Source organism: Buttiauxella sp. (genome assembly GCF_049686335.1).
Taxonomy (GTDB): Bacteria; Pseudomonadota; Gammaproteobacteria; order Enterobacterales; family Enterobacteriaceae; genus Buttiauxella.
Map to the genome: position 1 here is coordinate 33,439 of NZ_JBAVHX010000021.1, position 13,382 is coordinate 46,820.

General features: G+C 49.1%; 11 protein-coding genes. 4 read left to right on the forward strand and 7 right to left on the reverse strand.

Annotation, left to right across the window (positions count from 1 at the left end; genetic code table 11):
* Positions 1-23: 23 nt before the first annotated feature.
* The 3 genes from WBL83_RS14005 to lrhA form a co-directional block, all read right to left on the reverse strand.
* The gene (locus WBL83_RS14005) at positions 24-698 is read right to left on the reverse strand and encodes a NuoB/complex I 20 kDa subunit family protein (protein WP_424589719.1); all 675 of its coding nucleotides are present in this window, start codon (positions 696-698) and stop codon (positions 24-26) included.
* 96 nt (positions 699-794) lie between these two features.
* Positions 795-1,283: an NADH-quinone oxidoreductase subunit NuoA gene (gene nuoA, locus WBL83_RS14010; protein WP_424589720.1), complete on the reverse strand. Its 489-nt coding sequence runs from the start codon at positions 1,281-1,283 to the stop codon at positions 795-797.
* 639 nt (positions 1,284-1,922) lie between these two features.
* A complete protein-coding gene (gene lrhA, locus WBL83_RS14015) occupies positions 1,923-2,858 on the reverse strand; it encodes a transcriptional regulator LrhA (RefSeq protein ID WP_424589721.1) in 936 nt (311 codons plus the stop codon).
* Between the two features lie 1,010 nt (positions 2,859-3,868).
* Between lrhA and alaA the strand changes: the two genes are divergently transcribed.
* A complete protein-coding gene (gene alaA / locus WBL83_RS14020) occupies positions 3,869-5,083 on the forward strand; it encodes an alanine transaminase AlaA (RefSeq protein ID WP_424589722.1) in 1,215 nt (404 codons plus the stop codon).
* 97 nt (positions 5,084-5,180) lie between these two features.
* Positions 5,181-5,780 carry a 5'-deoxynucleotidase gene (gene yfbR / locus WBL83_RS14025; RefSeq protein ID WP_424589723.1) on the forward strand — a complete coding sequence of 200 codons (600 nt, stop codon included), beginning with the start codon at positions 5,181-5,183 and terminating at the stop codon, positions 5,778-5,780.
* A 90-nt stretch (positions 5,781-5,870) separates the two neighbouring features.
* Here the strand turns inward: yfbR and WBL83_RS14030 are convergent, their stop codons facing one another.
* From WBL83_RS14030 to yfbV, 4 genes are all read right to left on the reverse strand, one after another.
* The gene (locus tag WBL83_RS14030; protein WP_424589724.1) at positions 5,871-7,703 is read right to left on the reverse strand and encodes an SLC13 family permease; all 1,833 of its coding nucleotides are present in this window, start codon (positions 7,701-7,703) and stop codon (positions 5,871-5,873) included.
* Between the two features lie 80 nt (positions 7,704-7,783).
* Positions 7,784-8,464, reverse strand: a complete 681-nt coding sequence (locus tag WBL83_RS14035) for a sugar phosphatase (RefSeq protein ID WP_424589725.1) — start codon at positions 8,462-8,464, stop codon at positions 7,784-7,786.
* Positions 8,457-8,951, reverse strand: a complete 495-nt coding sequence (locus WBL83_RS14040) for a YfbU family protein (RefSeq protein ID WP_424589726.1) — start codon at positions 8,949-8,951, stop codon at positions 8,457-8,459. Before WBL83_RS14040 ends, WBL83_RS14035 begins: the two co-directional genes overlap by 8 nt.
* A gap of 72 nt (positions 8,952-9,023) precedes the next feature.
* A complete protein-coding gene (gene yfbV / locus WBL83_RS14045) occupies positions 9,024-9,479 on the reverse strand; it encodes a terminus macrodomain insulation protein YfbV (RefSeq protein ID WP_424589727.1) in 456 nt (151 codons plus the stop codon).
* Positions 9,480-9,814: 335 nt separating this feature from the next.
* Here yfbV and ackA point away from each other — a divergent pair, with 335 nt between their 5' ends.
* Both ackA and pta read left to right on the forward strand, forming a co-directional pair.
* On the forward strand, positions 9,815-11,017 hold the full coding sequence (gene ackA / locus WBL83_RS14050) for an acetate kinase (protein ID WP_424589728.1): 1,203 nt from the start codon (positions 9,815-9,817) through the stop codon (positions 11,015-11,017).
* Between the two features lie 199 nt (positions 11,018-11,216).
* On the forward strand, positions 11,217-13,358 hold the full coding sequence (gene pta, locus WBL83_RS14055) for a phosphate acetyltransferase (RefSeq protein WP_424589729.1): 2,142 nt from the start codon (positions 11,217-11,219) through the stop codon (positions 13,356-13,358).
* The last annotated feature ends 24 nt before the right edge of the window (positions 13,359-13,382 follow it).

Genomic DNA, 13,382 nt, shown 5'->3' on the forward strand with positions numbered 1-13,382 from the left:
CTCACACTGCCCACAGGCGCATATTAAATCTCGTCTGGTGTCCGCAAGTTGGTGACAGCGATACGCTCGCCACGTTTACGTTCACGCTCTGATTGCATGTTGGCGCGGTAGACGCCTTGATCGCCAACAACCCAGGACAGCGGACGACGCTCTTTGCCGATGGACTCTTGCAGCAGCATCAGTGCTTGCATGTAAGCTTCCGGGCGCGGTGGGCAACCTGGGATATAAACATCCACTGGCAGGAATTTATCCACGCCTTGCACCACAGAGTAGATGTCATACATGCCGCCGGAGTTGGCGCACGCACCCATCGAAATGACCCATTTAGGCTCGAGCATTTGATCGTAAAGGCGCTGAATAACGGGAGCCATCTTGGTAAAGCAGGTTCCTGCAATAACCATCAGGTCGGCCTGACGCGGAGAGGCACGCAGTACTTCGGCACCAAAACGTGCCACGTCATGCACCGCGGTAAACGAAGTCACCATCTCAACGTAGCAGCAAGAAAGGCCAAAGTTATAAGGCCAAATTGAGTTTTTACGCCCCCAGTTCACCATATCGTGCATGGCATGTTCGAGCTTGCCCATGTACACACTACGGTTGATTTCTTGATCAAGAGGATCGCTTACGATCTCCTGTTTTTGCAGGGGGTAACGGTCGTTCTCACCGTCGGGGTCTATGCGGGTGAGCGTATAGTCCATCTTATTGCCTCATTTTATGCTCGTTATAATTCAGTTTACAGCGGTGTTGGCTGCGTTCATAAACCCCAATCACTTACCTAAGTAAGCTCATGGGATTTACTCGCTTGCCGCCTTGCTGTAATCAGAATTCTTTAGAGCATCTTGCGTATGACGGTTAGTAATACTGTCGGTTTCTGGATTGATTTGGGAGCGACGCGAACGCGCAGGGGTCCAATCAAGCGCACCAATGCGCACGAGATATACCAGGCCTGCCAGCAGCACAAAAATGAAAATTGCGGCCTCGACGAAGCCTATCCATCCGCTTTCACGAATAGAAACTGACCACGCGTAGAGATACAAGGCTTCCACGTCAAAGATGACGAAGAACATGGCAACCAGGTAAAACTTAGCGGATAGACGTAAGCGCGCAGTACCAACTGAGTCGATACCTGACTCGAAGGGAGTATTTTTGTGCCGACCCTTAGCTCTCCCGCCAAGGAACCAGGCCCCGAGAAGCATTACGCAACACAGGCCTATGGCAACAATAAGAAAGACTGCGAACGCCCAGTGGTGAGCGATAACTTCAGTGGATGTTGACATACTCATTGCTTACTCATCAAAAGTGGCGCCAAAGTCTCTGCTCTTGCTGGCAGATGAACACCACATCGATTCATGGGGAGGAACAATTAACCTTACAATTACTGCCGGAATCAAAACTTTACCAGCAAATTGATGGGGTTTTTTACTCCTTTCTATAACCTTTTGTCAACTTTAACAAAAGTATCCACACATTAATTTACATCAAAGCAACTTCATTAACATTTAATGCGTTAAAAGCTGGTAACGTCGCGTTACTAACTCGTTTTTAATGAAGGTGAATCGAGTCCGTTAAGGAGGAAAAAAATAACTACTGCTCTATTTTGGCAGGAAATCTCAACTATTCATCCCCCCTATAGGGAGTATTTTCTTGATCTGAGACACGCTTTTGTTAATTCATATCAAAAACCAACAACATTGCAGCCTATTTTTTAACATTTAAACCGCTTTTGATTGGTCGGATGTATAAAGAATAGCGGTAGTCAGAGAGGTGCAAAACAGATTGTTTTAAAAAGCTTTTTTACAAAAAAGTCATCAATCCAGGGCGTGCTGATTAAAAAACAAGCCATTGACGCAAAAAGAGCGCTCAATGACCTGTTTTGGAATTTCATAATTTGTTACTAACAAATCACTAATACGGGTACGGAATTACTCGAAATCCCCTTCCATTAACATCGCATCGCCATCTTCATCTGAAGAAGCGATGTAACGATATGGATTCGGGTTACTTTCCAACGCGGTGAAAATAGCCTGAGCCAAATCATTGGTGGTTTGCAGATTGCGACACAGCATGTATTGCGTATCAGGCATGGCTGGCAAACCATCGGCGTTTCCGAGTACGCGCAGTTCCGGGCTCATCATTTCCACCGGACGGGAAGTAATCCCCAGCCCTGCTTTCACCGCCGCACGAACCGCAGAGAGCGTCGATGCAACATAGGCAATACGCCATGGAATACGGGCTGCATTCAATTGCTCAATCATCATGTCACGGTATGGGCTCGGATTATCGAGCACGACCAACGGCACCGTTTCACCTTTCTGGAAGACGTAATCTGCAGCGCAGTACCATAACGTTGGCGAAGTGCGTAAAACAATGGATTCAAAATGCGCAGGCTTGGTGGTGGTGACGACTAAATCCACTTCCTGCTGATTGAGCATTTCAACCATAAATGGATTACGTTTAACACGAACATCCAACGCCAATTTTGGGTAGACCGAGCTAATCCGATTTAACAGAAACGGCAGAATGGTATCCGCGGTTTCATCAGATGCGCCAATCGTTAATACGCCCTGTAAATTACTGAACATCAGCGAAGTACATGCTTCATCATTAAAACGCAGAATCTTTCGCGCATAACCAAGGAGCTGTATACCGTGCTCGGTCAGCAGTTTATTACGGCCATGACGGGCAAAAAGCTCTTTTCCAACTAACTGTTCAAGACGTTGCATCTGCTGGCTGACAGCCGACTGTGTACGGCAAACCGCAACGGCAGCAGCGGCAAAAGTATTGAGATCCGCTACGGCAACGAAAGTCCTGAGCAGATCGAGGTCGAGATTGAGTATCGGACGATTTGCGTTAATCATAATTTTTTCACTAGTAGGTTGCTCTTACGAGTCTGCCTTTGTTCTATTGCTGTGATTTATCAAAAAGATAAAGCAATTCCCTTTTACAGAACGCCTCCCAGAGGGGAGCACCGTCATCCTGACAGTCGTTCTGACTTATTTATTTTTCATGCCCTCAGGCGAATGCGACTCAATAAAGCGACACACATATACCCGGGGATATTATACGGACGATAACAACATACAAACATTCGTCTAAACGTACTAGCCACTAAAATTAAAACTGAGTAATTATTGTAAAACAACTTCAGCACAGAGTTTTATTTATTCAATTCAGGGCAAAAACAAGCGTAAGCACCGTGAAAGTTTTCTTTAAGGCACTTCGTTTCACTGGCAATTGACACACTACGACGCCTGCCAACCAATCCACAATAAAACATGAGGTTGCGATATTTTTAGCAAGATTTAGCTACCATTTTCAGGACAGTATCTTACCGCAAAACGACCTAACTCATAACTTTTGTTACGAATTATCTGATCTCATTCTCTTTTTTATTTCGCTCCTCAACCATTTATTCTGAGAATTGTCCAAAATTCTACATTCTAAATGAGAAGCAACTTAACTCTATTTTTTGTTTATATTAATCACATACTGGATTATTTTTATATACATATTATTAACTCACACTCACGCACTACATTTAAACATCAGCATGAATATTCAATTTTCCTTAACTATTACTCAGTTTAATTAGCTTGATGATTAGCAGTACCTACTACAGCACTCACCTTTAACGAGCTAATAATATTGTAAATATGAAATTACAGTATATTTAATTTTGTTATTTGTACAGTTAGCGATATATAACTCCAATAAATGGTTATTCAGTGACTTTTACCCTTCTCCTAAAAATTGAAGATTTATTACTAATTGGCGCTTCGACAACCTTCAAATCTGGGCGTTGCAGGAGTACATTGTTGCCTGGTCGCTTCCACGGCAGGAAGTGGCGCTAACATTTAAGGTCAGGTTCATGTCCCCTATCGAAAAATCCAGCAAACTTGATAACGTCTGTTATGACATCCGTGGCCCAGTGCTCAAAGAAGCGAAACGCCTCGAAGAAGAAGGGAATAAAGTCCTCAAGCTGAATATTGGCAACCCGGCGCCCTTTGGCTTTGATGCCCCGGATGAGATCCTTGTCGATGTGATTCGTAACTTACCTACGGCGCAGGGCTATTGCGACTCAAAAGGACTCTACTCCGCACGTAAAGCCATCATGCAGCATTATCAGGCACGCGAAATGCGGGATGTGACGGTTGAAGATATCTATATCGGCAACGGTGTTTCTGAGCTGATTGTTCAATCCATGCAAGCACTGCTAAACAGCGGTGATGAGATGCTGGTGCCTGCTCCTGATTATCCTTTATGGACCGCAGCCGTCTCGCTTTCCAGTGGTAAAGCCGTTCATTACTTATGTGATGAGTCTTCCGACTGGTTCCCTGACCTTGATGATATTCGCGCTAAAATCACGCCACGTACCCGCGGTATCGTGATTATCAACCCCAACAACCCAACCGGTGCGGTCTACTCGAAAGAGCTGCTGCTGGAAATTGTTGAAATCGCGCGTCAGCATAATTTGATCATTTTCGCTGATGAAATTTACGACAAGATTCTGTACGACGAAGCGCAGCACCATTCGATTGCAGCGCTAGCCCCGGATCTGCTGACCGTGACCTTCAATGGTTTGTCAAAAACCTACCGTGTTGCGGGCTTCCGTCAGGGCTGGATGGTCCTGAACGGGCCGAAGAAACACGCGAAAGGTTATATCGAAGGGCTGGAGATGCTGGCGTCTATGCGTCTGTGTGCCAACGTTCCGGCACAACACTCCATTCAAACGGCACTGGGCGGTTATCAAAGTATTAGCGAATTCATTGTTCCCGGCGGACGTCTGTACGAACAGCGTAACCGGGCATGGGAACTGCTTAACGATATTCCTGGCGTTTCATGCGTGAAACCACGCGGGGCGCTGTATATGTTCCCGAAAATAGATGCTAAGCGCTTTAACATCCATGACGACCAAAAAATGGTGCTAGACTTCTTGTTACAGGAAAAAGTGCTGTTGGTTCAAGGGACTGCGTTTAACTGGCCGTGGCCTGATCACGTGCGTATTGTTACCTTACCGCGCGTTGATGAACTGGATATGGCTATCAGTAAATTTGGTCGTTTCCTCGGTCATTACCATCAGTAATTTTTAGCCTCAAAGGGTGGATAAGCGTAAGCTTGGTCCACCACGTTCTCGGCGGGTGACGCTCTGCTTACCCGCCCTACAGACCCCGAGTGTATCTATGAGCCAGAGCCATTTTTTTGCCCACCTTTCACGTCTGAAATTAATCAACCGTTGGCCGCTCATGCGCAATGTGCGCACTGAAAATGTTTCTGAGCATAGTCTGCAAGTCGCTATGGTTGCTCATGCCTTAGCCGTAATAAAAAACCGCAAATTTAACGGACAGATTAACGCTGAGCATGTCGCATTATTAGCGATGTATCACGACGTCAGTGAAGTGCTGACGGGTGACTTGCCAACTCCGGTGAAATATTTCAACTCGCAAATAGCTCACGAATACAAGGCTATTGAGAAAATCGCGCAGCAGAAATTGATCGATATGGTGCCAGAAGAGTTACGTGACATTTGGGCGCCGCTCATTGATGAACATCAGAGTAGTGATGAAGAGCGAGCTATCGTCAAACAGGCTGATGCGTTATGTGCGTATCTGAAATGTCTGGAAGAACTCTCTGCGGGTAACAATGAATTTTTACTGGCAAAAAGCCGTCTCGAGAAAACGCTGTCGGAGCGTCACAGCGAAGAGATGGACTATTTCATGACGGTTTTTGTGCCAAGTTTCCAGCTTTCGTTGGATGAGATTAGCCAGGATTCACCGCTTTAGTTTGGGGTAATGGTGGATCGCGCTTGCGCTTATCCACCCACGTCATTTTTCGTAGGTCGGATAGCGCAAGCGCCAACCGACACTAATGAGTCAAAATGGGAACAGCATCGGCACCATCACCACACTTACCACCATCACAATCACCGTAAATGGCACGCCCATTTTCACGAAATCGCTGAACTTATAATTCCCCGGCCCCAGCACCAGGGTATTAACCGGGGATGAGACTGGCGTCATAAACGCAGCTGATGCAGCTAGTGCGACAATCATGGCGAACGGATAAGGCGAGACGCCCATGGTTTTTGCCGCAGCCAGCGCAATCGGTGCCATCAGAACAGCCGTCGCCGTGTTAGAGATAAACAGACCAATCGCGGCGCACATGACGAACAGGCAAATTAGCATCAAGTGCGGGCCGTAACCGCCACCCATCTGCATCAGGCCATTAACTATCAAATCCACGCCGCCGGTTTTTTGCAACGCAAGCGCAAAAGGCATCATCCCGACAATCAGGATAATGCTTGGCCAGTGCACCGCTCTATAAGCGCTTTCCATATCGATGCAGCGGAATTTCCCCATCAGCAAACAGGCGATAATCGCAGCTATCGTATTGGGGATTTCGTCGGTCAGCATCAGCGCAACCATCAGTGCCAGGCAGAAAATCGCATGTGGTGCCTGGCTGTGAGCAGGCGATGCTTCGCCCTCCTCTACCGGCAAATTGAGTACCAGGAAATCGCGGCCTTTTTGCTGTAACTGGCTGATAAGCTTCCAGTCGCCCACTACCAGCAAAATATCCCCCAGTTGTAAGGACTCATCCACCAGAAGCCCATCCATCACTTCACCATTACGACGCAGCCCCACGACATTCAGGCCATAGCGTGTACGAAAACCGATTTCACGAAGCGTCTGACCAAACAGTTCAGAATCAGGGATTAATGAAACTTCAGCCATGCCAACGTCGAGCGCCTGATCCGAGAAATACTCACCGCGCAGGACCATCGGTTCTAGCATCTGCTCACTACAAAACTCACGCAGGTCAACTTCGGACGCAGACATATCAATTAACAGCACATCACGGGCGCGAAACTCAGTCGTCCCGGTCACATTGACAATAACGCGGCGGAATTTACGCCAGCGCTCAAGACCTATGACGTACGCACCATAACGCTCACGCAATTTTAAATCGTCCAGGCGACGGCCAACCATTGGCGAACCGGGGCGGATCGCCAGACGACGTGCGCGCCCGGTTAAACGATATTCTTTAATCAGATCACGGAAAGTACGGCGTCGCCAGTTTTGTTTCCCATCGTCCTTTTTCTGCCCGTTTAAAGCAAAACGCGCGATGAGCATGTAACCGATGCCCAGCAGCAAAATAACCAGCCCGATAGGCGTGACGCTAAAGAAATGGAACCCCTGCAAACCTTCCCGCAACAGTTCGCTGTTCACCACCAGGTTTGGCGGGGTAGCGACCAGCGTCATCATGCCGCTTATCAGCCCTGCAAAACTTAGCGGCATCATCAGGCGCGACGGGGAAGTTTTCATGCGCATTGAAACGCTGAGTACCACGGGGATAAAAATGGCGACCACGCCTGTCGAGCTCATAAACGCGCCCAGCCCGGCAACGGTCAGCATCAGCAAAATAAGCATTTTGGTTTCACTGCTGCCCGCCACGTCCACCAGCCACGAACCCATTTTGGAAGCCACGCCGGTGCGCACCAGGCCATCGCCAATGATAAATAGCGCTGCAATAAGAATAACGTTGGGGTCGCTAAAGCCTGAGAAGGCTTCGCTAAGAGAGAGTGTACCGCTGAGGACAAAAGCAATAATGACAAGCAGTGCGACCGCATCCATGCGCACTTTACCGGTGGCGAATAACACGACGGCTATTGCCAGCAATGATAAAACCCAAATCAGTTCTGAGTTCAAAACAATTCCTTTTGTGATTGCTCAGGAAGAAGAAATTTTGCCATAAAAAAGCCCCGCTATCGCGGGGCTAAATCATATGTTCAGTGTTTTCTGAACACTTCAACTGTGCCATCTGGCAATTTTTGAACCAGAAGCTCGGTCAATGAATGCAGCACATAATCGACATGCTCAAGGCGCGGCGTATCTGCTGGCGCATTGACGGCAATCACATGACAGCCCGCCGCCAAACCTGACAACACGCCAGCTGGAGCATCTTCCACCACCACGCACTCTTCCGGCTCGAAACCGAGCAATTGCGCGCCGAGCAAGTAGGCATCCGGCTCTGGTTTCCCGCGCGCAACACGCTCAGCGGTGACCAAAACTTCAGGCTTCGGTAAACCACCCGCCGCACGGCGAGCAGACGCCACCGGTAATGAACCCGACGTCACGATAGCCCACGGAATGCCCGCTTCATTCAAATGAGTCAGCAGCTCCACGGCACCAGGCAGCGCCACAATCCCGTCGGTATCTTCAGACTCGATTTTCTCAAGACGAAGAAACTCCTGCTGAATCTCATCTTCAGTCGCGCCCGCCATAAAGTGGCGTAACGAAGTGATCGCCTGTTTGCCGTGAATAAAGCCTAAAACTTCCTGTGGCGAAATATCGAATCGCTTAGCCCAGTTAATCCAGGCTCGCTCGACGGCTGGCAGAGAGTCAACCAGTGTCCCATCCAAATCAAACAAGAAACCTTTGCACTTCACCACGCTTTCCCCCTCAGGCATTAATAACTTGCGCGATTTCGTTCGCACTTAAATGGTACTGACGCGGGCAAGACTGCCAGACTTTCAACATGCGCTGATATTTTTCCCACATTGGGGTCTGCGCATTGAAGCCATGAGTCCCTGCATCAAAATGAGCATAACGACCCTCAATGTTCACCATAAAGCGAACATAACCGAGGAAACGCGCTTCGGTAGCCGCATCAAAGCCAAGGAAAGTCACACGACGTTCGTCGATTTCCTGGTTGTCCTTCAGGTTGGTCCAGGAGACATGCAGAGCGTGATACATCTCCATAATGTCGATAACGGTGCGACAGGTTTCTTCCGTCAGCTCACCGAATTCACGATCCAGCTCGCGCATTTGCAAACCATAGCCACGCTCAATGAGCGTTTGCAGGCGACGATAACGCTCGGCGTTGTCCGGGTCGAGCATGGTCATCATTTTGTACTGATTCGATAAAATCAGACGCTGGGCGTTAGTCATTTCCATTTCTTAGCTCCTATTGCGCAGACATAAGCCTGCGAAAAAATATCCTTCTTTATATGCGTAGCGGCAGGGATTTTACAAATCATCCAGAAAAGTTTTATCCAGTTGCTTGAACGCACGCTTCAGTACATCTGCCAGTGCCTGGTAGTCTGGCTTGCCTTCGATAGGCGCTAATGCCTGCCCTGCTTCCTGCAATTTACCCCGGACTTCATAGAACCAGCTCAACAAGGTTGGCGGAAGTGGCGTCACGGAGCGTTTACCTAACCACCATAATCCCTGCATCGGCAGACTACAGGCAAATAAAGCGGTGGCAACGGCAGGGCCAAGTTGGCCGCCAAGCGCAATTTGCCAGGTCAGCGTGAACACAGCGAGCGGAGGCATAAAGCGGATGGCAAAACGCGTGGCGCGGATCACACGGTTTTCTACAAAGACAGGCGCGAGGCGTTTATCAACTGGCCAGGTCTTTGAATAGTGTTGCCCACGGCTGAACATACTGAACCAGCTAGCGTGGCTATTTTTAGGGATAGACATGGCTTTACCTCAACTTCACATATAAAAAATAAAATTTTTGTGCAATTAAACAACTCTAAATTACATGGTTCAAAATCTTTTGTCTTTAACCATCGCAATCAGTTATCCTGTGCCGGCCTTGATGGCCGTAGAAGGGAAACCGCAGGTTGTCAATTTTTTGCTCAGTTCGCCATTGCACAAAAATCACGCAAACTGGCGTAAACTCAAGAGTATTTCTTCGTCATGCCAAAAAAACGCTTTCGGCATGACGTTAATCATAAATGTCTGTCTCATCATGCGCTACGCTGAGAGACTAAATGACGTTTTTTTAGCCACGTATAAAAGTAGGTACTTCCATGTCGAGTAAGCTAGTACTGGTTCTGAACTGCGGTAGCTCTTCACTGAAATTCGCAATTATTGATGCTGTAAACGGTGACGAGTACCTCTCTGGTTTAGCCGAATGTTTCCATCTTCCTGAAGCACGTATCAAGTGGAAAATGGACGGCGGTAAACAAGAAGCGGCTTTGGGTGCAGGCGCCGCTCACAGCGAAGCTCTGAACTTTATGGTTAATACCATTCTGGCACAAAAACCTGAATTGTCCGAGCAGCTGACTGCTATCGGCCACCGTGTTGTTCACGGCGGCGAGAAGTACACCCGCTCCGTTGTTATCGACGAGACCGTGATTCAGGGTATCAAAGATACTGCTTCTTTTGCACCATTGCATAACCCGGCACACCTGATCGGTATTGCTGAAGCACTGAAATCTTTCCCTAAACTGGCTGATAAAAACGTTGCAGTGTTTGACACCGCGTTCCATCAGACCATGCCAGAAGAATCTTATCTCTATGCTCTGCCGTACAAACTGTACAGAGAGCACGGCGTTCGTCGCTACGGCGCACACGGCACCAGCCACTTCTATGTGACTCAAGAAGCCGCGAAAATGCTGAACAAACCGGTAGAAGAGCTGAACGTCATCACTTGCCACCTGGGCAACGGCGGTTCTGTTTCTGCTATCCGTAACGGCAAGTGTGTTGACACCTCTATGGGTCTGACTCCACTGGAAGGTCTGGTAATGGGTACTCGCTCTGGTGACATCGATCCAGCGATTATCTTCCACCTGCACGATTCCCTAGGCATGAGCATTGATGACATCAACAAAATGCTGACCAAAGAATCTGGCCTGTTGGGTCTGACTGAAGTCACCAGCGACTGCCGTTATGTTGAAGACAACTACACAACTAAAGAAGACGCTAAGCGTGCAATGGACGTCTTCTGCCACCGCCTGGCTAAATACATCGGTTCTTACACTGCGCTGATGGATGGTCGTCTGGACGCAGTGGTATTCACCGGTGGTATCGGTGAAAACGCCGCGATGGTTCGTGAACTGTCTCTGGGCAAACTGGGTGTTCTGGGCTTCGAAGTTGACCACGAACGCAACCTGGCTGCACGCTTTGGCAAATCAGGCTTCATCAACAAAGAGGGTACCCGTGCTGCGGTGGTCATTCCGACCAACGAAGAACTGGTTATCGCTCAGGATGCATCTCGCCTGACCGCTTGATTCTCCTTACCGCCAGCCTTCGCTGGCGGTACTGTTTTCTGAGTCCTGTAAAGGCAATACCCAAAATAATTCGAGTTGCAGCCAGGCGGCAAGCTCAGGAATCTCCAGGAGCTTACTGAAGTAAGTGACTGGTGTGAGTGAGTGCAGCCAACACCCCTGCAACTTGAAGTATGAAGGGTATAGACAAAGAGGTTATACCGTGTCCCGTACTATTATGCTGATCCCTACCGGAACTAGCGTCGGCCTGACTAGCGTCAGCCTGGGTGTTATCCGTGCTATGGAACAAAAAGGCGTTCGCCTTAGCGTTTTCAAACCTATCGCTCAACCGCGTACCGGTGACGATACTCCAGATCAAACCACCAGCATCGTTCGTGCAAACTCCAGCATCCCTACCGCTGAGCCACTGCACATGAACCACGTTGAGTCGCTGCTATCCAGCAACCAACAAGACGTGCTGATGGAAGAGATCATCGCCAACTACCACGCCAGCAGCAAAGATGCTGAAGTGGTTCTGGTTGAAGGCCTGGTGCCTACTCGCAAGCATCAGTTTGCGCAGTCTCTGAACTACGAAATTGCTAAAACGCTGAACGCTGAAATCGTCTTCGTGATGTCTCTGGGTAACAACTCTCCAGAGCAGTTGAAAGAGCGTATCGAACTGGCTCGCAGCAGCTTCGGTGGTAGCAAAAATACCAACATCACTGGCGTAATCATCAACAAACTGAATGCCCCAGTGGATGATCAAGGTCGTACTCGCCCTGACCTGTCCGAGATTTTCGATGACTCCACTAAAGCGAGCATCGCAAACATCGATCCTAAAGAACTGTTTGCTGACAGCCCGCTGCCAGTTCTGGGTTGTGTGCCGTGGAGTTTCGATCTGATCGCAACTCGCGCAATTGATATGGCGCGTCACCTGAACGCCACCATCATCAACGAAGGCGACATCAAAACCCGTCGCGTGAAGTCTGTAACCTTCTGTGCGCGTAGCATTCCGCACATGCTGGAGCATTTCCGCCCAGGTTCTCTGCTGGTGACTTCAGCAGACCGTCCAGACGTGCTGGTTGCAGCGTGCCTGGCCGCAATGAACGGTGTCGACATCGGTGCAGTTCTGCTGACCGGTGGTTACGAAATGGACCCACGCGTAAGCAAACTGTGTGAGCGTGCATTCGCCACTGGCCTGCCGCTGTTCATGGTTGATACCAACACCTGGCAGACTTCTCTGAGCCTGCAGAGCTTCAACCTGGAAGTCCCAACTGACGACCATCAGCGTATCGAAAAAGTGCAGGAATATGTGGCAAGCCACATTGATGCAAACTGGATCGAATCTCTGACTGCAACTTCTGAGCGCAGCCGTCGTCTGTCTCCTCCAGCGTTCCGCTACCAGCTCACTGAACTGGCTCGTAAAGCCGGTAAACGTGTTGTACTGCCAGAAGGCGAAGAGCCACGTACCGTGAAAGCGGCATCTATCTGTGCTGAACGTGGTATTGCAACTTGCGTACTGTTGGGTAACCCGGATGAAATCACCCGTGTTGCTGCAGCGCAAGGCGTTGAACTGAGCGCAGGCATCGAAATCGTGGATCCAGAAGTGGTTCGCGAAAGCTACGTTGCTCGCCTGGTTGAGCTGCGTAAGAGCAAAGGTATGACTGAAGCCGTTGCTCGTGAGCAACTGGAAGACAATGTTGTGCTGGGTACGTTGATGCTTGAGCAAGACGAAGTTGACGGTCTGGTTTCCGGTGCGGTTCACACCACCGCAAACACCATTCGTCCTCCGTTGCAGCTTATCAAAACTGCACCAGGAAGCTCGCTGGTTTCTTCTGTCTTCTTCATGCTGCTGCCAGAACAGGTTTATGTTTACGGTGACTGTGCGATCAACCCGGATCCAACAGCTGAGCAGCTGGCAGAAATCGCAATTCAGTCTGCGGATTCCGCTGCTGCATTCGGTATCGACCCACGCGTTGCGATGCTGTCTTACTCCACCGGGACTTCTGGTGCTGGTAGCGACGTTGAGAAAGTACGTGAAGCGACTCGTATCGCTCAGGAAAAACGTCCTGACCTGGTTATCGATGGTCCGCTGCAATATGACGCCGCAGTTATGGCTGACGTTGCTAAGTCCAAAGCGCCAAACTCACCAGTTGCGGGCCGCGCTACCGTATTCATCTTCCCAGACCTGAACACCGGTAACACCACTTATAAAGCGGTACAGCGTTCAGCCGACCTGATCTCCATCGGGCCAATGCTGCAAGGTATGCGTAAACCCGTTAACGACTTGTCTCGTGGCGCACTGGTAGACGATATCGTTTACACCATCGCTCTGACTGCGATTCAGTCTTCTCAACAAGACTAAGTTCTTCTGAGAAGCAAAAAGGCC

What these genes read in the sequence shown, in the direction of transcription:
- WBL83_RS14005 (WP_424589719.1), bottom strand. Translation starts at nt 698, where the DNA reads ATGGACTATACGCTCACCCGCATAGACCCCGACGGTGAGAACGACCGT.
- nuoA (WP_424589720.1), bottom strand. Translation starts at nt 1,283, where the DNA reads ATGAGTATGTCAACATCCACTGAAGTTATCGCTCACCACTGGGCGTTC.
- lrhA (WP_424589721.1), bottom strand. Translation starts at nt 2,858, where the DNA reads ATGATTAACGCAAATCGTCCGATACTCAATCTCGACCTCGATCTGCTC.
- alaA (WP_424589722.1), top strand. Translation starts at nt 3,869, where the DNA reads ATGTCCCCTATCGAAAAATCCAGCAAACTTGATAACGTCTGTTATGAC.
- yfbR (WP_424589723.1), top strand. Translation starts at nt 5,181, where the DNA reads ATGAGCCAGAGCCATTTTTTTGCCCACCTTTCACGTCTGAAATTAATC.
- WBL83_RS14035 (WP_424589725.1), bottom strand. Translation starts at nt 8,464, where the DNA reads ATGCCTGAGGGGGAAAGCGTGGTGAAGTGCAAAGGTTTCTTGTTTGAT.
- WBL83_RS14040 (WP_424589726.1), bottom strand. Translation starts at nt 8,951, where the DNA reads ATGGAAATGACTAACGCCCAGCGTCTGATTTTATCGAATCAGTACAAA.
- yfbV (WP_424589727.1), bottom strand. Translation starts at nt 9,479, where the DNA reads ATGTCTATCCCTAAAAATAGCCACGCTAGCTGGTTCAGTATGTTCAGC.
- ackA (WP_424589728.1), top strand. Translation starts at nt 9,815, where the DNA reads ATGTCGAGTAAGCTAGTACTGGTTCTGAACTGCGGTAGCTCTTCACTG.